Annotated in this window: 14 protein-coding genes; 8 read left to right on the forward strand and 6 right to left on the reverse strand. The window is 64.6% G+C overall.

Annotated elements, in window-relative coordinates; all coding sequences use genetic code 11:
- Positions 1-117 precede the first annotated feature (117 nt).
- The 5 genes from M9955_03060 to M9955_03080 are packed head-to-tail and all read left to right on the forward strand — an operon-like array spanning position 118 to position 7,209.
- Positions 118-2,166, forward strand: coding sequence for a hydantoinase/oxoprolinase family protein (locus M9955_03060; protein ID MCO5080621.1), 2,049 nt, complete (start codon positions 118-120; stop codon positions 2,164-2,166).
- Positions 2,163-4,184, forward strand: a complete 2,022-nt coding sequence (locus tag M9955_03065; protein ID MCO5080622.1) for a hydantoinase B/oxoprolinase family protein — start codon at positions 2,163-2,165, stop codon at positions 4,182-4,184. The genes M9955_03060 and M9955_03065 overlap by 4 nt, the downstream gene beginning before the upstream one ends.
- 44 nt (positions 4,185-4,228) lie before the next feature.
- Positions 4,229-5,071, forward strand: coding sequence for a sulfurtransferase (locus tag M9955_03070; protein ID MCO5080623.1), 843 nt, complete (start codon positions 4,229-4,231; stop codon positions 5,069-5,071).
- A complete protein-coding gene (locus tag M9955_03075; protein MCO5080624.1) occupies positions 5,029-6,423 on the forward strand; it encodes an FAD-binding oxidoreductase in 1,395 nt (464 codons plus the stop codon). The genes M9955_03070 and M9955_03075 overlap by 43 nt, the downstream gene beginning before the upstream one ends.
- An 18-nt stretch (positions 6,424-6,441) precedes the next feature.
- Positions 6,442-7,209, forward strand: coding sequence for a VOC family protein (locus tag M9955_03080; protein MCO5080625.1), 768 nt, complete (start codon positions 6,442-6,444; stop codon positions 7,207-7,209).
- A 9-nt stretch (positions 7,210-7,218) separates the two neighbouring features.
- Here M9955_03080 and megL read toward each other — a convergent pair whose 3' ends face one another.
- On the reverse strand, positions 7,219-8,421 hold the full coding sequence (gene megL, locus M9955_03085) for a methionine gamma-lyase (protein ID MCO5080626.1): 1,203 nt from the start codon (positions 8,419-8,421) through the stop codon (positions 7,219-7,221).
- A 308-nt stretch (positions 8,422-8,729) separates the two neighbouring features.
- Between megL and M9955_03090 the strand changes: the two genes are divergently transcribed.
- Together M9955_03090 and M9955_03095 are read left to right on the forward strand one after the other, a co-directional pair.
- Positions 8,730-10,325 (forward strand): NAD(P)/FAD-dependent oxidoreductase, encoded by a 1,596-nt coding sequence (locus M9955_03090; GenBank protein MCO5080627.1) that lies wholly within the window; start codon positions 8,730-8,732, stop codon positions 10,323-10,325.
- A 178-nt stretch (positions 10,326-10,503) separates the two neighbouring features.
- Complete coding sequence (locus M9955_03095; protein MCO5080628.1) at positions 10,504-11,328, forward strand: IclR family transcriptional regulator; 825 nt, start codon at positions 10,504-10,506, stop codon at positions 11,326-11,328.
- Between the two features lie 30 nt (positions 11,329-11,358).
- Here M9955_03095 and M9955_03100 read toward each other — a convergent pair whose 3' ends face one another.
- Genes M9955_03100 through M9955_03120 form a run of 5 tightly spaced genes read right to left on the reverse strand, consistent with a single transcriptional unit; the run spans position 11,359 to position 17,613 of the window.
- The gene (locus M9955_03100; protein ID MCO5080629.1) at positions 11,359-12,552 is read right to left on the reverse strand and encodes an aminomethyltransferase family protein; all 1,194 of its coding nucleotides are present in this window, start codon (positions 12,550-12,552) and stop codon (positions 11,359-11,361) included.
- Positions 12,553-12,564: 12 nt separating this feature from the next.
- Entirely contained in the window at positions 12,565-14,226 is a 1,662-nt protein-coding gene (locus M9955_03105) for an ABC transporter ATP-binding protein (protein MCO5080630.1), read from the reverse strand.
- Positions 14,223-15,107 (reverse strand): ABC transporter permease, encoded by an 885-nt coding sequence (locus tag M9955_03110; protein MCO5080631.1) that lies wholly within the window; start codon positions 15,105-15,107, stop codon positions 14,223-14,225. The genes M9955_03105 and M9955_03110 overlap by 4 nt, the downstream gene beginning before the upstream one ends.
- Before the next feature lies 1 nt (position 15,108).
- On the reverse strand, positions 15,109-16,017 hold the full coding sequence (locus M9955_03115; protein MCO5080632.1) for an ABC transporter permease: 909 nt from the start codon (positions 16,015-16,017) through the stop codon (positions 15,109-15,111).
- A 39-nt stretch (positions 16,018-16,056) separates the two neighbouring features.
- Positions 16,057-17,613, reverse strand: a complete 1,557-nt coding sequence (locus M9955_03120) for an ABC transporter substrate-binding protein (protein ID MCO5080633.1) — start codon at positions 17,611-17,613, stop codon at positions 16,057-16,059.
- Positions 17,614-18,048: 435 nt separating this feature from the next.
- Here M9955_03120 and M9955_03125 point away from each other — a divergent pair, with 435 nt between their 5' ends.
- A complete protein-coding gene (locus tag M9955_03125; protein ID MCO5080634.1) occupies positions 18,049-19,161 on the forward strand; it encodes a M14-type cytosolic carboxypeptidase in 1,113 nt (370 codons plus the stop codon).
- Positions 19,162-19,229 lie beyond the last annotated feature (68 nt).

Here is a 19,229-nt window from a genome sequence, read left to right on the forward strand (position 1 = left end):
GCGGCGCGCGGCTCCTTTTCATGTCGCCGAAAGCAATGACATTCGGGAGCAGTGGAGGCCAGCCAATGGCTGCTTCGCCGCATGTGAGTTCGCCAGCTTGAAGGAGCGTCTTTGTCGATGAGCCAGAAGTCCATACGGTATCGTCTCGGCGTCGACATCGGCGGCACATTCACCGACGTCCTGCTCATGGAGGAGGACAGCGGCCGGCTTGTGGCGCTCAAGGTGCCGTCGAACCGTCAGAATCCGGAGGACGCAATCATTGCCGGACTCGAGCAACTGCATTCGCGGCACGGCATCGCGGCCTCGGACATCGTCTATTTTTCGCACGGCACCACGCTTGGCGTAAACACGCTGCTGGAGCGTGATGGAGCGGAAGTCGGCCTGCTGACCACGAAGGGCTTTCGCGACATCCTCGAATTGCGCAGGCTGAGACTCCCGAGGGCCAACGACCTCTTCCATCCGCGACCCCGCGCGCTTACGCCGCGCCGGCGCGTCGCCGAGATCGACGAGCGGATGGCGCAGGATGGCGAGGTCATCGTCCCGATCCGCCGCGACGACGTGCTCGCCGCCGCAGGGCAGGTGATCGAGCGGGGCGCCTCCAACATCGCCGTCTGCTTCCTGCACTCCTATCGCTTTCCCGAGCATGAGAAACAGGCGAAGGCATGGATTCTGGACGCGTTCCCGGATCTCTACGTCATCGCCTCTTCGGAACTCTGGCCGCAGCAACGCGAATACGAGCGCTGTCTCGTCAGCGTCATCAACGGCTACATCGGGGCGCGCATGCGCACCTATTTCGACACGCTCGAAACGAAGACAAGGAATGCCGGCCTCGCCACCCGCATCTTCTCGACCAAGTCGAACGGCGGTGTGATGGGGCTGGAGGCCGCCGGAGAACGGCCGGTCGAAACTCTGCTTTCAGGCCCGGCTTCGGGCGTCATCGGCGCGGCCTTCATCGGCCGCATGATCGGCGACGAGAAACTGATCACGCTCGACATGGGCGGCACCAGCGTCGACATCGCCGTGGTCAATGGCGAGATCCCTTATTCGAACGAGAACACGGTCGGCGATTTTCCGGTGCTGTTGCCGGCCGTCGACGTCTCAGCCATCGGCGCCGGCGGCGGTTCCGTAGCCTGGCTGGACGCGGAGGGCGTGCTCAAGGTCGGTCCCCGCAGCGCCGGCGCGCGTCCCGGCCCGGCCTGCTATGGCCGCGGCGGCACGGAGCCCACCGTCACGGACGCCTATGCCGTGCTCGGCATCATGGCGCCGAGCGGCCTGCTCGGCGGCGAGATGAAGCTCGACATCGAAAAGGCGCGCACGGCGCTCGCGACGATCGGCGACCGGCTTGGCAAGACGCCGGAGGAGACGGCGGACGCGATTCTCCAGGTCGCGACCGCCAACATCTACGCCGAACTCGTGCCGCAACTGGCGCGGCGCGGCGTCGACGCGCAGGAATTTTCGCTGCTTGCTTATGGCGCGGCGGGGCCTACGCATGTGTTCATGCTTGCGCGGGAACTGAACATACGTCGCGTGCTCATCCCGCCGACGCCGGGGCTGCTTTGCGCCCTCGGCTGTCTGGTGGCGGACCTGCGCGCCGATTTCGTCCGCAGCCTGTGGCAGGATGCGCGAGACCTTTCGGATCACACGTTGCTCGACACCTTTGCGGCGCTGGAGACCGAGGCGCGCGACTGGCTCGAACGGCAATATGTCGACGTGAGCCGCACCTATCTGATCCGCTCCGCCGACATCTGCTATGTCGGGCAGTCCTTCGAGATCAACGTCGTCTTCCCGGACGAGCCTCTGTCGGTGGATGCGCTCCAGAACTGGTTCCACGATCACTACGAACGCGTCTACGGCTTTGCCGACCGCAGCAATGCGATCCGCATCCTCGAGGCGCGCGTTCAGATCGTCGGCGTGACGCGCAAGCCCAACTTCGACGACCTGCGGCCCTTCTCCGCGGTCAGCGAAAGGCAGGTATCGTCGCGTCCGATCTACGAGCACGGCAAGTCCGTGAGCGGCGCCGTGATCCAGCGTTCGTCGCTGAAGCCCGGGGACACGTTCAAGGGTCCGGCCGTGGTCGAGCAGTACGACACAACCGTATATGTGCCGGAAGGTTTCGACGTCAGCGTCGACAGATGGTTCAATCTCGTCGGGGAGAGCGCGAAATGATCGAGGACAAGATCGGTCTCGAAATCCTCAGCAATCGCTTTCAGGCGATCGTCGACGAGATGGCGCAGGCGCTGTTCCGCACCGCGCACACGGTCTTCATCAAGGAGACGCAGGATTACGGCGCGGTGCTGGTCAGCCCCGGCGGCGAGGTCTTCGCCGCGTCGCGTCGCTATGGCGTGCTTATGATGGTCGGCATGCCGATGGACGATGCGGTCAAGGCGATGGGCGACGATGTTCGCGAAGGCGACATCTTCATGACCAACGACCCCGAGGCGACCGGAGGCATGTGCACGCATCTCAACGACGTGTTCCTGTGGAAGCCGATTTTCCATGACGGCAAGCTGATCTGCTACGCCTGGACCTTCGTGCATATGTCCGACGTGGGCGGACGCGTCTCCGGCTCCATCGCGCCGTCGAGCTACGAGATCTATCAGGAAGGCATACGCGTTCCGCCGCAAAAACTGTTCCGCGAGGGCGTTCTGGACGAGACGTTCCTGAAGATGTTCCTAGTCAACACACGGACCGGCGAGCAGAACTGGGGTGACATGAAGGCCTGTATCGCAGGCCTCACGACGGCGGAACGGCGCGTCAAGGAACTGCTCGGCCGCTTTGGAGCCGAGAAGATCAGCCAGGGCATCGTTGATGTCATGGATTATGCCGAGACGCAGGCGCGGCGCGTGATCTCGACCGTTCCGGACGGTATCTACAGGTTCAGCGACTTCATCGAGGCCGACATGGTCGGCCAGGGCCTGCTCCGCGTGAACTTGACGCTGACGATTTCCGGCGGCGAGATGCACATGGATTTCACCGGCACGGCGCCGCAGGTACGCGCCGCGCTCAATCTGCCGAGCTTTTCGAAGACCGGCCACTGGATGCTGATCACTGGCGTGGTGAACTGGCTTTGCACGCGCGAGCCAAACATCGCCTACAATGCCGGCCTCGTGCGGCCGATGAAGATCCATATCCCGAAAGGCACGATCATCAATCCGGAGCCCGGCGCGGCTTATGGCGGGCGCTATTCCACCTCGCACAAGGTCTGCGACGTCATCATCGGCGCGCTGTCGCAGGCCGTGCCGGACCAGTTGCCCGCGACCGATTCCGGGCAGGGTTCCATCCTGCTCGTCTCGGTTCCCGACATGGCGAGCGGCGAGACGCGCGTCAGCGTCATCCAGCCGCTGGTCGGCGGCTCCGGCGGCCGGCCTGTCGATGACGGCGTGGACGGCACCATGGTGATCCTGAACTTCCTCAAGAACGTGCCGACGGAACTGCTCGAACACGAAATGCCGAACCTGCTCATCCGACGCTATGCGCTGCGCGAGGATTCCGGCGGCGCGGGCCGCTATCGCGGCGGCACGGGCTCCATCGTCGAGTTCGAGACGAACGTGCCGTTCACGACGATCACCGCCCGCAACATGGAACGCTACCTGTTTCCGCCGGCCGGCCGCAAGGGCGGCACGCCGGGCACGACCGGCTACACCATTCTCAACCCCGACAGCGACAGTCCGGTCGACATCGGCAAGATCGATATTCTGGAGATGGATGCGGGCGATGTCCTGCGCCTCGGCACGCAGGGCGGCGGCGGCTATGGCGATCCGCTCGAACGCCCGGCCGCGACCGTCTGGGAAGACGTGCTGGACGAATATGTATCGATCGAAACAGCGCGGGAAAAATATGGCGTCATCGGCACGCTGGAGAGCGGTCTGGATGCCGCCGCCACCGAAACCTTGCGCAGGGAGATGCGCGATGCGCGGCGCGGCGCTCCGCTCAAGGAGTTCGACTTCGGGCCGGTGCGCGAAGCCTATCATGCGAAGTGGCCGGCGGCCCTGCATGACGCGATCAGCGCGATCACCCAGGACATGCCGCGCGTACAGCGCCAGACTTCCTATCGCGCGCTATATGCCGAGATCGGCAGGCGGCTCGACGCCGGCGAGTCGATCAGACCCGGCGACGTGCCGGATGTACTCGCGGCATTGCAGACCAACGGGCGGCGAGGCATGCGCGCCGCGTCGGCGAGGTGATCCGGGGCAATACGCGTTCAGGCGTTCACTGCGGAGGTACTACGATGAGCGAATGGCTGGTGACGACGGAATGGCTCGCCGGGCATCTTGGCGACCCGAAACTCGCGGTGCTCGACTGCTCCTGGTATCTACCGGAAGCGGGCAAGCATGCGATCGATGATTTTCGGCGGGCGCATATTCCCGGCGCACGGTTCATCGACCTCGGCGTCGTGTCCGATCCCGATTCGCCCTATGTGAACATGCTGCCTTCGGCGGATATCTGGGCGCGGGAGATCGGTCGGCTCGGCATCGATAACGACACGCTGGTTGTCGTCTATGACGCCGGCTATGTATCGGCGCGACTCTGGTGGATGTTCCGTGTCTTCGATCACGACAAGGTCCGCATTCTGGATGGCGGTTTCCGCAAATGGATGGCGGAAGGCCGGCCCACCGAGGCGGGCGATCCGAAACCTGCCGAAGCCGTCGCGTTCAATGCTAAAGTCCAGCCCGGCAAGGTGGCCGCGCTTGGAGAAGTGCGCGCCGCGCTCGATCTTGGCATCACGGTCGTGGATGCACGCACGGCCGCGCGCTTCGATGGAACCGAAGGTTCCGGCTATCCCGGCGTCGCCAGCGGCCATATGCCCAACGCCATCAACACGCCATGGGCGAAATTCTTCGATCCGTCCCGCAACCACGCATTCATCGACGCCGAAGCCGCCGCGAAAGTGTTCGCGGAAGCGGGCGCCGACATCCACGGTCCCGTCATAACCACCTGCGGCTCTGGAGTCACCGCCGCCATTCTCGGCTTCATGATAGAGCGAGCCGGCAACAGGGACTGGAAGCTTTACGACGGCTCCTGGCACGAATGGGGTCAGCGGCCGGATACGCCGAAGCTGGTGAAAGGCTGACGGCGCTGACCGCGGCGACCGGCAGCAAATCCTTCTGCGACGGGCTTCTTGTACGGCCGGTCGCAGGGGATGCGCCCCTTCCAAAGGCGGTTGATGTGGTCGTTGTCGGCGCCGGGATCGTCGGCGCGTCCACAACATGGTTTCTGGCACGGCGTGGCCTCAAGGTGGCGCTCTGCGAGAAGGGCGTGGTGGGCGGCGAACAGTCCGGTCGCAACTGGGGCTGGTGCCGCAACACGCTGCGCCATCCCTCGGAAATCCCGCTGATGCGGCAGGCGATGCGCGACTGGCGCGATCCTGCAGTGTTCGGAGGTCTCGACACCGGCTTTCGCACAAGCGGCATTCTCTATTTCACCGGCCGCAACCGTGACGACGAGAGCACCTATCGAAACTGGCTGGATTCCGTCGCGGAATATCGACTCGACAGCCGCATGGTCACTGCCGCGGAAGCCGCGCGGCTCGTGCCTGGCGGCACCCAGCGTATTGGCGGTCTCTACACCGCGTCCGACGGCGGAGCCGAACCGGAGCGTGCCACCGGCGTCATCGCCGAAGCGGCGCGAGCCGCAGGCGCGACGATCCATGCGGCCTGCGCCGTACGAACCATCGAGACGGAAGCTGGCAGGATTTCCGGCGTCGTCACCGAGCGCGGCCCGATCCGTTGCCGGGCCGTGCTGCTTGCCGCCGGAATTTGGTCGCGGCTTTTCGCCGGCAATCTCGGCATCGACCTGCCGCAACTCAAGGTCATGGGTTCCGTCATGCGCACGCATCCGCTGCCGGGCGGGCCCGATGTTTCTGTCGCGGGACGCCGCTTCGGTTGGCGCAAGCGCGATGACGGCGGCTATATCGTCTCACAGGCCGACGCCACGGTCTTCGATATCGTGCCCGACAGTTTTCGCCTGCTTCGCGATTTCCGTCCCGCCCTCGCCTCCGGTCTGCGCAGCCTCCGCCTGCGCGTAGGAAGACGCTTCATCGAGGAAGCAAGGCTTGCGCGCCGATGGACTTCCGATGCCGCAACGCCGTTCGAGCAGGTTCGCATTGCCGACCCGCAGCCCGCCAGTTGGGTGTTGAAGCAGGCCGCCGAGAAAGTGGCGGAAGCCTACCCGGTCTTCGCAGGCATGCAGATCGCGGGCTGCTGGGGCGCCCTGATCGACGTCATGCCTGATGCTCTCCCCGTCATCGGACCGGTCGCGGCCATTCCCGGTCTTTACATGGCGACCGGCTTTTCAGGCCACGGTTTCGGCATTGGTCCCGGCGCGGGCAGGCTTGCCGCCGAACTGGTGTGCGGAGAAAAGCCCTGCGTCGATCTGTCAGCCTTCCGGCTGGAGCGCTTCGTTCGCACCCGGTCATTTGTGTAGATATCGGGAGGTTTTCGAATGATCTCTGGTTTCGACCATACGGTCTATCTGGTCGCCGAGGCAGACGATCTCGATGCTGCGGCGCGCTGGTTCGAAAGTCTCGGCTTCGCCGTCACGGACCGGGACGACGAGGGCAAGGAGAGCGCGGCAACGGCACAAAAGCTCGTCTGTTTCGAGGATGGTTCCTATATCGAGATATTGACGATCCGGGATGCGGAGGCCCGCAAGCGGCATCGCTTCGCATCCCTCCTTGGCAATGGTGACGGCTGGGTCGACTCATCCGTCTGCACGGACGATCTGGCAGCCGTCGAAGCGTCCTTGCGCGATGCCGGCATGCCTTTCAGCGGTCCCCACCGTCATGAGCGCCGCCTGCGGTCCGGACAGCCGTGGGGCGTGAAACTGGTCCTGCCCGGATCGCGGGAAGGATACCCCACGCTGCCTTTCGTCATCGAGGATATTGCAGGGCGCGACTTGCGCATACCCTCGGCAAATACACGTCATGCCAACGGGGTTACCGGCACGGCCGGAATAAGCGTCTCCGTCACCGATCTGAACGCGGCCGCATCCGGATTCGAGACGCTGTTCGGTCCGGGGCAGGCTGTCGGATCGCCGTTCCATGAAGCGGAACGCGCACTGCGCTACCGTGTCGGCGCACAGTGGCTCGATGTGCTCGAGCGCCCGCAGGAACGGGTCGGCATGATGTCGATGGCTTTGACATGCCCCGCCATGAGAGAAACGATCTGGCTGGCGACGGGGCGCGGCGCGATGGCCTGTGTTCCCGCCTGAATGCTCAGCCTACAGCGCGTTCAGCGCCTGCTCCAGATCATCCAGAATGTCGTCGACATTCTCCAGCCCGACGGAAAGACGCAGCAGACCGTCACTTATGCCGTGCCTGACGCGTTCCTCGGCACTGTAGATAGCATGCGTCATGCTGGCCGGATGCTGGATCAGCGTTTCCGTATCGCCGAGACTGACCGCGCGTGTGATCAGCGTCAGCTTGTTCATGAGCGCCATGCCCATTTCGAGCCCGCCGTTCAGTTCGAACGCCATCAGCCCGCCGAAGGCGGACATCTGGCGCTTCGCAAGCTCGTGTTGCGGGAAGGCGGGAAGGCCGGGATAGGAGATGCTGGCGATCTTGGGATGCTTCTCCAGCATTTCGGCGACGGCGAGACCCGAAGCCGAATGCCGCTCCAGCCGAAGCTCCAGCGTCTTCAGCCCGCGCAACATAAGGAAGCAGTTGAAAGGCGACAGTGTCGCGCCCGTCATCCAGCGCAATCCGGTCTGACGCACCTGCTTGACGAGATCGGCGGGGCCGACCACGACGCCGGCGAGCAGATCGCCATGACCGCCGAGATATTTCGTGCCGGAATGCACGACGAGATCCGCGCCGAATTCGAGCGGCCGCTGGAGAACCGGCGTCGCGAAGGTGTTGTCGACCACGACCAGAGCGCCGACCTTCCGCGCGATCGCTGCCACGGCGGCGATGTCGATGACGCGCAGATTGGGATTTGCCGGCGTCTCGAAGAAGACGACCTTCGTCTTCTCGCCGATCTGGCCGGTCACCGTCTCCAGTCTGGTGAAGTCGGCGAGCTTGACGATCACGCCGAAACGGGTGAGCGCCTGCGTGAAATAGGCGAAGGTGTTGCCGTAGACGGTGTGATCGATCAACGCCTCGTCGCCGGGATTGAGCAGCGTCAGCATGATGCTGGAGATCGCGCCCATGCCCGAGGCGGTGGTCATCGCCGCCTCGCCGCCTTCGAGGCTTGCCATGCGCTCTTCCAGAATGGTCTGCGTGGGATTGCGCGTGCGTCCGTAAATGTAGCCGGCCCGTTCGCCGCGAAACATCTCCGATCCCGCTTCCGCCGTCTCGAAGGCGAAGGTCGAAGTCATGAAGATCGGCGGCGTCAGCGCGCCTTCATGCTCCGCGGGATCGTAGCCGAGATGGATGGCGCGGGTGGAAAAACCTTGCGGGCGGTTACGTCTCGAAGGGCCGCTCATGGAAATTTCCTTCCTTCGGCCGGCAAGCGCCGGTCTTCGATCGTCGGTACCCGCGCAACCGGATGTTGGCAACCCCGTTGCAATAAGGCGAAAGCGCTGAGGGAAACGGCGCGCCGGGAGGATTGCGATTGGAGAAAGAGCTAGCATCCGCTCGTCAGAAGTGTCAACATACATGAAGACGTATCATTATTAGGAACAACCTCAGCTTCGGAAGCCTCCTCCAAGTCTCTTGCGACCGCCCACCGGCGCGATGGACGGGGAGCCGCGCGACGCTCGGGTGCGCAGCAGGATGAGGCATAACGCCCGGTATGAAATATGATGTCGTGATCGTGGGTGCGGGCCACAACGGCCTCGTCTGCGGCGCTTATCTCGCCAGGGCGGGACTGACCGTATGCGTGGTCGAACGCCGTCCATTGGTGGGTGGCGCCTGCACGACGGAGGAAGTGTGGCCCGGCTACAAGGTGAGTACGGCGGCCCATATGCTGGGCCTGCTCCAGCCGCGCGTGATCCTCGATCTGGAGCTGCAGAAATTCGGCTACGAAGTGCTGACCACACCGCCGATCGTGCAGCCCATAGAGGGCGCCGGCCCGGTGGTGCTGTGGCGCGAGACGGACAGGCTCGCCGCGCAGCTGGCGCGGTTTTCGGCCAGGGACGCCGCCGCCTATCCGGAATACCTCGCCCATCTCTCGCGGGTCGGCCCGGTGTTCCGAAACCTGATGTGGGAGATCCCCTTCGACCCCGGCGTGACGAGCCCGCGCAACCTCCTCGACATAGCACGGTTCGGCTGGCGCAATCGCGGCATGATCGCCCGTTTCCACGATGTGGCCGACCTGCTGACGATGAGCGCCTATGACTATCTTCGCCGCTGGTTCGAATCCGACGCGGCATTGGCGATCCTTGGCTATTATCCGGCAGGCGGTTCCGGCCAGAGCGTCGGTTTCCACACCGAGGGCACGGCATACTTCCTGCTGCGCGGCCAAATGCGCGAGAACAACACACCGGCGGGCGGCACCGGCCTCGTACGCGGCGGCATGGGCACGGTGAGCGAGGCGATCGCGCTCTCCGGCGCCCGGTTCGGCATGAAGACGAGGGTGGATTCGGACGTCGCTTCCATCGTCGTCGAGAACGGCAGGGCGCGCGGCGTCGCCCTTGCGGACGGCGAGGTGATCCACGGCGATGTTGTCATCTCCAACGCGTCCGCGCGGCACACATTCCTGAGCCTCGTCCCGGAAAGCACGCTGCCGGCAGAGTTTCTGACGAGACTTCGCAGCTTCGACGGCCGCGCCACCGCCTTCAAGGTGCATCTCGCCGTGGAAGAGCTTCCGCGACTGGACGGCTTCGAAGCTTCCGGTTTCGGTCCGGGCAGTCCGTCCCAGATAACGATCGCTCCGAGCGTGGCCTATCTGGAACAGGCCTTCGCCGACCTGCAAGCGGGCATCCCTTCGAAGCGTCCCTATCTTACCGTCCAGACTCCCTCCGTCGTCGATTCGACCCTGGTTCCGGCCGGCCGCCACCTCTTGTCGATCTATGGCGGCCATATCCCGTCCGGACCGGAAGCCGATCATGGCGAGGCGACCAAGGAAGCCGTGACGGCGCGAGCGATCGATACGATCCGGCAATTCGCGCCTTCGTGGTCCGGCGAATATCTCTACAGGCATGTCATGCTTTCGGCGGATTACGAAGCGCAGTTCGGCCTGCCGGGCGGCAACCCGCATCACGCCGATCTCACGATGAGCCAGCTCTTCTTCCGTCGGCCCGTTCCCGGCTTCGCCGATCACACCACGCCGATCCGCGATCTTTTCCTGTGCAGCGCGTCGAATCACCCCGGCGGCGGCGTTACCGGCGTCCCCGGCTACAATGCCGCGCGTGTCGTCCTGAAGCGGTTTGGCAAAGGCCGCCCCTGAGCGCGGCAACGGCTCGGCTACTGGTGCACAACGCAAACGATCGGTGGGCTGCAATGGCGCAGATCGTTTCAAATATTGGAATTTGCTTGCAGCCGCGCTACAGCCTTTGTCGTGGATCGAAACGATTTACACGACCGATACCTGAAAATATCGGCAACGCCAGGGCGGGAGCGTCGGAATGGAAACAACGGTCGTAAAGGGACTTCGCGTGCTCGAAGCGCTGGCGACGAGCCCGGGCGACCGCACCCTCACCGACCTCGCCGTCGAATGCGGCATGAGCAAGAGCAACGTCCATCGGCTCCTGCGCACGCTGGAGGAATGCGGCTATGTGCGGCGCAACCCCGACGCGCGGACCTACAGGGCGTCGTTGCGCCTCTGGGAACTCGGGATACGCGTCTATTCACGCCTCGACCTGCGATCCTATGCGTCCCGCCATCTGCGCGAACTGGCGGAGGCGACCGAGGAGACCACCCATCTGTCGGTCTTTGATGGCGAAGGCGTGCTTTACCTCGACAAGGTCGACGGCATCCACGCCGTGCGCACCTACGTCAATATCGGCGACCGCGCACCCGCCTACTGCTCCTCCACCGGCAAGGCAATGCTGGCCTATCTTCCGGAGGAAACGATCCGGCGCGTCAGCAGCAATCTCAAGCGCTTCACCGACAACACCGTGCGAAGCGCGGCCCAGCTGCGCGCGCAGCTCGAACTGATCCGCCAGCGCGGCTACTCGGAAACATCCGGCGAGTATCGGGCAGGCGTGCTCGGCTTCTCCACGGCCATACGCAGCCCGTCCGGCGAGGTGATCGGCGCCATTGGCGTTGCCGGTCCGGAAGAACGGATGCGGCAGCGCGACGTGAATGAAACCATCGCGGCGGTGCTGCGCGCCGGCCGGCGTGTCGAGGCCGACCTCGGCTTCGGCAATGCGGGACCGGTCGCCGACGAAGCGCCGGCGAAGCGACGCAAGGCGAACGGCGCCAGCGATAACGCGGTCGCCGTCGACTGACCGCATCCCGCGATCGGGCAGCCGGTCAGCCTATGCCTTGGACAGCTTCCGCTCCGGATCGAAGAACGGCATCGGCGAAACGGTGCCGGAAAACCTGCTCCCGCCGGCAAGGACCTCAACCGCCGTGCCATGCGCAGCCGACGGCGTTTCGAGGAAGGCGATGGCGAGCGCATGGCCGAACTGCGGGGACAACGTCGCCGAGGTGATGAAACCCACATCGCGGCCATCGATCAATACCCTGTCGCCGTCGACCGGCGCTTCCGTGCCTGCGATTTTCAGACCCGCGAGCTGCGTCGTCGGCCCGGCCTTTTTGGCATTCACGAGAAGGTCCTTCGCGCGATAGTCGCCCTTGGTCTCGTTCACCATCCAGCCGAGGCCGATCTGCACCGGATTGTGCTGCCAGTCGAAATCCTGACCGAAATTGAGGATCGAGGCTTCCATGCGCCTGAGGTTGAGCGCCTTGCTGCCCGCCAGTTTGACGTCGTGCGCACGGGAATGATCCCAGAGATCGGCGAACATCCTGGCGCCGTGCTCGACCGGCACATAGATGTCGTAGCCGAGTTCGGCCGTGTAGCCCGTGCGCGAAATGATGACGGGCACACCGCACACGTCGGCTCCGACGGACCAGTAGAACGGCACCTGCGACAGATCGGCCGAGCACACTTCCTGCAGGATCTCGCGCGACATCGGGCCCTGGATGGACGCGACATGGATCGTGTCGAGATGGCTCTTGACGGTGACGCGTTTGCCGACAGCGTTGGTATAGATCCAGAGTTCCGATTCGCCCGGTCCCCCGACCCACCAGAACTTTTCGGCCGAGAAGCGGATCAACACGGCGTCCTCGACAATGCCGCCATGGTCGTAGCACATGATGGCGTAGTAGCACTGCCCGTCCTTCATGCGGGTCAGATCGCGGGGAACGAGACTGTCGAGAAGCGGCAGCGCATCCGGCCCGGTGATCTCGATCACCTCCTCGCCAGTGACGTCCCAGAGGCCGGCGACCTTCCGGCAGGCCCAGTATTCCTCCACCGGATCGGTGAAATAGTCCGGCTTGAGATAGGTGTTGTGCAGCTTGAAATCCGTCGCGATGGCGCCGATCGTCGGATAGAAGGCTGTCCGCTTCAGGCCCGACCGCGAGCGCATGCCGGTGCGCGCGTAGGGCGGCGCGCCGGTGACGCTCGCGAATTCGGTTCGCGCGAAAGGCACGCTTCTCTTGGCTGGCATCAAGGTCTCCGTTCAGGCCGGCGGTGTGGAGGAATGATGAGCAGCGGCGATCCGCGGCACCGCATCGAGCAACTGCGTCGTGTAGGCGCTGGACGGCGCACTGAGCGTCGTCTCCGTATCGCCGGCTTCGCAGAGCTCGCCCCGGCTGAGCACGCCAATATCTCTCGCGAACCAGCGCACCACTGCCAGATCGTGTGAAATGAACAGATAGGTCAGCCCGCGTTCGCGCTGGAGCGATTCGAGCAGCCGCAGGATGCTTGCCTGCACGGAGACGTCGAGCGCCGACAGGATCTCGTCGCAGATGATGAGTTCGGGATCGGCGGCGAGCGCACGGGCGATCGCCACGCGCTGCCTCTCTCCGCCCGAAAGCTGGTGCGGCCGGCGATCCGCATAGGCCGGATCGAGACGGACCGCCGTCAGCAACTCGATGACGCGGGCGTCGCGACCTGGGCCGTCGAGCTTGCCGAACATGCGCAGCGGGCGCGACAGGATGCTGCGCACCGTCTTTCGCGGATTGAGGGAGCTGTCCGGATTCTGAAAGATGATCTGGATCTTCTGGCGCAGTTGCAGCGACCGCTGACCGGCAAAAGCCGGCAATAGCTCGCCTTCGAACCGGATCGCGCCCGCGCGCGGCCCGGTGAGGCCGGCTACGGCGCGCGCGATGCTCGACTTACCGCTACCGCTTTCGCCGATCAGCGCGAAAGTCGTCCCGCGCTCCACCTTGAAGCTCACGCCCCTGACGGAATCCGCGTCCGTCGGCACTGATCCGAAGCCGAACAGGCCGCGCCTTGCATAGGTGATGCTGAGATCCCGAACGTCCAATAAGGTCGCGGGATGCTCCGGCGCGGCAGGCTCCGCCCGGTCGGTCGGCGGAACGTCGATCCGCGGAATGGCCGCGATCAGCCGGCGGGTGTAATCCTGCCACGGTTTCTCGAACAGCGAGCCGATCGTCCCGCTCTCGACAAGCCGCCCCTTCTGCATCACCGCGACGCGCTCGCAGATCTGCGCCAGAGCGGCGAGGTCGTGGCTCACATAGAGCATCGAAACGCCCGTCTCGCGCTTCAGGCCGGCAAGCAGTTCGAGGATGCGCTTCTGCGTCGTGACATCGAGACCGGTCGTGGGTTCATCGAGGATGACGAGATCCGGCCGGCAGGCCAGCGCCATGGCGATCGTCACCCGCTGTTGCTGGCCGCCCGACAGTTCGTGCGGATAGCGGCGTGCAGCGGAAGCCGGCGACGGAATGCCGACGGAATCGAGCAGTTCCGCGACCCGCGCGCCAACGCCCTGCGGCACAGCCTGCACGTGGAAACGCAGCATCTCGCCAATCTGGTCCCCGACCTTCATGGACGGGGTCAGGCTGGCCATCGGGTTCTGCGGCACGAACCCGATCGAACGGCCGCGGATGGACCGCAATTCCCTATCCGTCAGCGCGAAGACGTCGCGCCCCCTGAAAAGCACCTCGCCGCCGGCGACGCGGCTCGCACCCCGACGCTCGCCCATCAGCGTATAGGCGACTGTGGTCTTGCCGCTGCCCGACTCGCCCGCGAGCCCGAGCGCTTCGCCCTGCCCGATCTCGAGCGACACGCCGTCGACCGCCCGCAACCAGCCCCCGTCGGAGTGATAGTCCACCGACAGGTTCTTCAACTGGGCCACGGGTTGCGACGACTGGCTCACTTCGCCTCCGCTTCGACGCCATGACCCTGCTGGCCGATCAACCGCGACAGCCCGTCGGCGAGGAGGTTGATGCCGATCACCAGCACCGCCATCGCCGTCGCCGGCGCCAGCACCGGATAGAGGGAGTTGTTCGCATTCGCGCGCGCCTCGTTGATCATCAAGCCCCATTCGGGCGTAGGCGGCGGAGCGCCGAAGCCGAGAAACCCCAGCGATCCGATGAAGATGATGGCGAAGGCCGAACGGATGGCGAATTCGACCAGCATGACGCCCGTGATATTGGGCAGTATTTCCCGCAGGCATATGCTGAGCGTGGATTCGCCTCGAGCCAACGCCGCCGCGATGTAGTCGTTGGTAACGACGTTGAGCGTGGCGGCCCGCGCCACGCGCGCAACGCGCGGCGCGAACAGGAAGGCGACCGTGACCACGACGAGCCACAGGCTGTTGCCGACGCCGCTGATGATCAGCAGGGCCAGAACCAGCGTCGGTATGCTGATGAAGATGTCGACGATGCGCATTCCGATCTCGTCGATCCAGTTGCGCAGATAGCCGAGGACGACCCCTATGAGACCGCCAACGGCCACGGCCAGCAGCGTTGCGGCGAAGGTCATGGCCAGCACGGAACGCGTGCCGATGACCACCCGGCTGAACACGTCGCGGCCGAGATTGTCGGTGCCGAAGGGATGTTGCAGCGAAGCCCCCTCGAAGGGGTTGCCGGTGAGTATCTTCGCCGCCTCGTAGGGCGCCCACAGCGGGCCGGTCAGGGCGACCAGAACGTAGACGAGGACGATTGCAGCCCCCACCCACCCGCTTCTCGAAAGGCGGAGGCGGGCGCGGCCGGCGCGCGCACGTCCCTCCCCCGCATCGGCTTCCGCAACGCTCATCTTACCGCAGCTTCGGATTGAGCAGGATGACGAGGATGTCGGCGACGAGATTGGTCGCGATATAAGCGCCGGTCATCACCATACTGATGGCCAGGATGACCGGCACGTCCTTGTGGCTGATGGAATCCACCATGAGCCGGCCGATGCCGGGAAACTCGAAGACGGCCTCGACGACGACGACACCGCCGATCATCCAGGCGACGTTCAGCGCCGTGATGTTGATGGCGGGCCCGAGCGCATTTGGCAGCGCATGGAACAGCAGCACGCGCCAGGTCGGCAGCCCCTTCAGACGCGCCATCAATACGTAGCTGGACTCCAGAACCTCGATCAGGCTCTCCCGCATCATCCGCACGGCGTAGGCCGACATTGCGGCGACGATCGTGACGGTAGGCAGGGCGATCAGCTGGATCAGCTGCCCGAAACTCTGCGCCTGCCCGATCAGGGCGAGCGGCGGCAGCCAGGCGAGCTTGATGGCGAAGATCGAGATCAGCAGGATGCCGATGACGAATTCCGGCAGGCACATGAAGACGATGACGATCGCCGAGATGGCGTGGTCGATCATCTTGCCGCGATAGATGGCAGTGATCACGCCGAGCGCGATCGACACAGGAATATAGAGAAGCAGCGCGAAACCGGACAACAGCGCCGTATTGGCGATGCGCGACGAGATATAGTCGAGAACCGGACGGTCAGCGACGATGGACGTCCCGAGATCGCCCGACAGCAGTGCCGAGAGCCAGCGTAGATAGCGCTCGCCCGCGGAGAGGTTGAGATGCAGCTTTTCGCGCAGCAACGCCAGGGACTCCGGCGTCGCGTTGCGGCCGAGGATGCGCTCGGCGGCATCACCCGGCAGCAATTCCACGCACCAGAAGATGATGGCCGACACTGCGAGAAGGCTGATGAGAGCCATCCCGATCCGTGTCAGCACCATGCGCGACATCGACGGGGATCAGCCGATCTCGACTTCGGAGAAGTCTTTCGTCGACTGCTGCGGATGCAGCTTCCAGCCGGACACGTTGGCGCGCGTGGCGCCCAGCGCATCCGGGAACATGGAAATGATCGCGCCGCCATCGTCGCGCAGCAGCTGCTGCGCCTTCTGGTAGAGCTCCGTGCGCTTGGCGACATCCGTGGTTGCGCGCGCCTCGTTGATGAAGGCGTCGAACTCGGGGCGTTTCCAGTGCGTCTCGTTCCAGTCCGAGGTCGAGAGATATGGCGCGGCCAGCGCATCGTCCGCACCGCGGCCCGACCACGAGGAGCACACGAAGGGCTGCTTCAGCCATACGGCGCTCCAGTAGTCGTTGGACGGCGCCTTGTTCAGCTTGACGCGGATGTCGGCTTCCGAAGCCATGGCCTGATAGAGCGTCGCCATCTCGATGAAGCCCGGCGTCGTCTCGGACGTGTAGAGTTCGATGTCGATGCCGTCCGGATGCCCGGCCTCGGCGAGCAGCGCCTTCGCCTTCTCGATATCGCGAGCACGCGTCTCGACCTGCAGCGCATACTGCACCCACGGCGCCACCGGATTGTCGTCGCCGATGTTGCCGTAGCCCCGCAGCACGAGCTGCAGCATCTGCTCGCGGTCGACGACATACTTCATCGCCTGGCGCACGCGCACGTCGTCGAAAGGCGGCGTGTCGGCCCAGCAGCTCATCGTCAGCACGAAGGGCGAGCGGGTCGTCACCACCTTGATGTCGGCGTTCTTCTTGAGATCCTCGACGCCGGCGCGGCCGAGATCCCACACGAGGTCGATCTGGCCGGACTGGATCGCGGCAAGGCGCGCGGACTCTTCCGGGATGGCGCGCAGCTCGACGGCGTCCACCTTCGGCAGGCCTGGACGCCAGTAGTTCTCGTTCTTGACGTAGGTGCTGACGTCCTCGCCGGGAACGAAATGCTTCACCTTGAAGGGACCCGTGCCGATGCCGGCGGTGCGCAGCTCCGATTCCGGCTGGCCTTCGCGCAGGATGTAGGTGAAGCGGTTGGCGATGAGCGCCGGGAACTCCACCGTCGCCGCCTTGAGCTTGAAGCGGACGGTCAGATCGTCCAGCGCCGTGATGCCTTCGGGATCGATGGCGCTCATCGACGAAGCCCCGGGCGACGCGGTCTTCGGATCGAGCAGCCGCTTGAACGTATAGATGACGTGCTTCGCGGTGAAAGCCTCGCCGTCATGGAACTTGACGCCATCCTTCAGCTTGAAGGTCCACTCGTCGCCCTTGTCGTTGGTCTCCCACGACGTCGCGAGCTGCGGCGCCGCGGAGAACGTATCGTCCAGCACCACCAGCCGCTCGAAGACCAGACTGATGCGCGCGGCATCGGGATCGGCGGTGCTGAGAGCCGGGTCCATGGTTCCGGTCGCGCCGTCGGCTTCGCCCGCGGCGATCCTCAACGTCTTGGCCTGCGCCCAGCTCTTCGGGACATGCAGGGCGGCAGAGAGCGGCCCTGCCGCGAGCGCTGCTCCCGTTCCAGCCAGAACCTTGCGGCGCGAAATTCGAAGAATGTCCTTGCCGTACATGCAACCCCCTTGAGCTGGCGACGCGATGTCGCCCGTTTGACGTGATCTCTCATCGTTCCATCGAAGGCCATGATTATGCGCCAACGATGCCGGCTGCGCCGGTTCCCCGGTCTGAGAACGCTAACGCACAATCTCACTATTTGGAATAGCGTTTTTCATTCTGATACTCGCGAGCAGGAACATTTGATCGTACGCCGTCCGGTTTTCCGTGAGATGATCGGCCGCCGAGCGCCGAGCATCCCGCAAAATCGCCTGCCGGGACGCGCATGTTAAGCCAATTCTTCCTCAAGCGGCACATCGCACGCGAACGGACAACTCTTGTTGACCCGGAACTTGGCAAATCCACCCGCCATCACCGAAAGGCACGTTTCCAGTCGAAGCAAAGACGATCGGTTGCTAGGATTGCGTGCGAGCGGAAGGGAGCGCCGTGGAAACATGATCGAGCATGACGCCGGGTACTTCCTCGCCGCGCGTCGGTGTCCGAACGGACGCCCTGCGGCTTCTTTCGACGGCCGTTCGCTGGACGTGGCGATAGAGCCCGATCCGGTCACCGGGTCAGCCCAGTGGTTTCACTTCCGCGCCTTCGCCCGGGAAGCCGTCCCAATCCGGATCGTCAACGCCGTCGCAAGCAGCTATCCGCGCGGCTGGAGCGAAAGCATCGTCTGGGCTCGCCATGGCAGCCGGCGATGGACGCCTGTCGCCGCAAGCTATGCAGACGGGGTGCTTTCCTTTTCGCATGTGGCGCCCCGAGCAACCGCTTCCTATGCGCTGTTTCCGCCCTTTCCCTTCTCACGCCTCGCCCGGATCGCGGCGAACGTCGCCGCCAGTTCCTTTGGATCATCGACGATGGCAGTGCCGGAAGCCGGTGCGGCCTGCCACCTTGCCCTCGGCGATCCCGATCCTGCCGCGCGCCAGATCTGGATCGTCTGCGGCCAGCACGGCAACGAGCATCCGGCCATCTGGTTTGCCGACGGGTTCGTCGCGGCGCTGCTCGAACGCGGCAGCCTGCCGGCGGGAAAGCGTTTCCACATCGTCCCGGTCGCCAATCCGGCGGGCATGAAAGCAGGCCATCTGCGGACCAATTCCGACGGCCAGGACCCCAATCGGCATTGGGGCGTCAGCGATTCCCCGCAATGCCCTGAGGTCCGCACGCTGCTCGATGCGATGGAAGCGACCGGCGTCGATCTCCTCGTCGACGTCCACACCGACTTCGAGATGGCGTGCGTCTATCTCGACGTGCTCGAAGAATGGCTGGAAACACCGCCGGCGCTCGTCGCCATGCGCGAAGTCTTCGAGCGCGGCCTTGCGGACCGATCGCCGGACGTCTCCTTCGGCCGCCGCTACCCATGGGAGACGCCGCCCCGCGCCGAGCAACTGGCCGGCATGTGCGCGCCCGCCATCGAAAGGCGGTTCGGCGCTGCCGCAATCACGCTTGAACTGCCGATCGGCCGCTATCGCGACGGCGATGACAGGCGGGGAATCTGGACACCCCGCAAGTCACGGGCGCTCGGACGTGTGGCGGCTGAAATCCTTCTCGCCGAGTCTTGAGCGATGTCTAGCTCAGCCGGTCCGTCAATCCACGTCCAGGCGCCTTGCAATCGTATCGAATGCTAGAA

Source organism: Rhizobiaceae bacterium (assembly GCA_023953845.1).
Lineage (GTDB): Bacteria > Pseudomonadota > Alphaproteobacteria > Rhizobiales > Rhizobiaceae > Arvimicrobium.

Excerpts from the sequence above, each read along its gene's own strand:
- M9955_03060 (MCO5080621.1), top strand. The coding sequence starts at position 118 with ATGAGCCAGAAGTCCATACGGTATCGTCTCGGCGTCGACATCGGCGGC.
- M9955_03065 (MCO5080622.1), top strand. The coding sequence starts at position 2,163 with ATGATCGAGGACAAGATCGGTCTCGAAATCCTCAGCAATCGCTTTCAG.
- M9955_03070 (MCO5080623.1), top strand. The coding sequence starts at position 4,229 with ATGAGCGAATGGCTGGTGACGACGGAATGGCTCGCCGGGCATCTTGGC.
- M9955_03075 (MCO5080624.1), top strand. The coding sequence starts at position 5,029 with ATGGGGTCAGCGGCCGGATACGCCGAAGCTGGTGAAAGGCTGACGGCG.
- M9955_03080 (MCO5080625.1), top strand. The coding sequence starts at position 6,442 with ATGATCTCTGGTTTCGACCATACGGTCTATCTGGTCGCCGAGGCAGAC.
- megL (MCO5080626.1), bottom strand. The coding sequence starts at position 8,421 with ATGAGCGGCCCTTCGAGACGTAACCGCCCGCAAGGTTTTTCCACCCGC.
- M9955_03090 (MCO5080627.1), top strand. The coding sequence starts at position 8,730 with ATGAAATATGATGTCGTGATCGTGGGTGCGGGCCACAACGGCCTCGTC.
- M9955_03095 (MCO5080628.1), top strand. The coding sequence starts at position 10,504 with ATGGAAACAACGGTCGTAAAGGGACTTCGCGTGCTCGAAGCGCTGGCG.
- M9955_03100 (MCO5080629.1), bottom strand. The coding sequence starts at position 12,552 with ATGCCAGCCAAGAGAAGCGTGCCTTTCGCGCGAACCGAATTCGCGAGC.
- M9955_03110 (MCO5080631.1), bottom strand. The coding sequence starts at position 15,107 with ATGAGCGTTGCGGAAGCCGATGCGGGGGAGGGACGTGCGCGCGCCGGC.
- M9955_03115 (MCO5080632.1), bottom strand. The coding sequence starts at position 16,017 with ATGGCTCTCATCAGCCTTCTCGCAGTGTCGGCCATCATCTTCTGGTGC.
- M9955_03120 (MCO5080633.1), bottom strand. The coding sequence starts at position 17,613 with ATGTACGGCAAGGACATTCTTCGAATTTCGCGCCGCAAGGTTCTGGCT.
- M9955_03125 (MCO5080634.1), top strand. The coding sequence starts at position 18,049 with ATGATCGAGCATGACGCCGGGTACTTCCTCGCCGCGCGTCGGTGTCCG.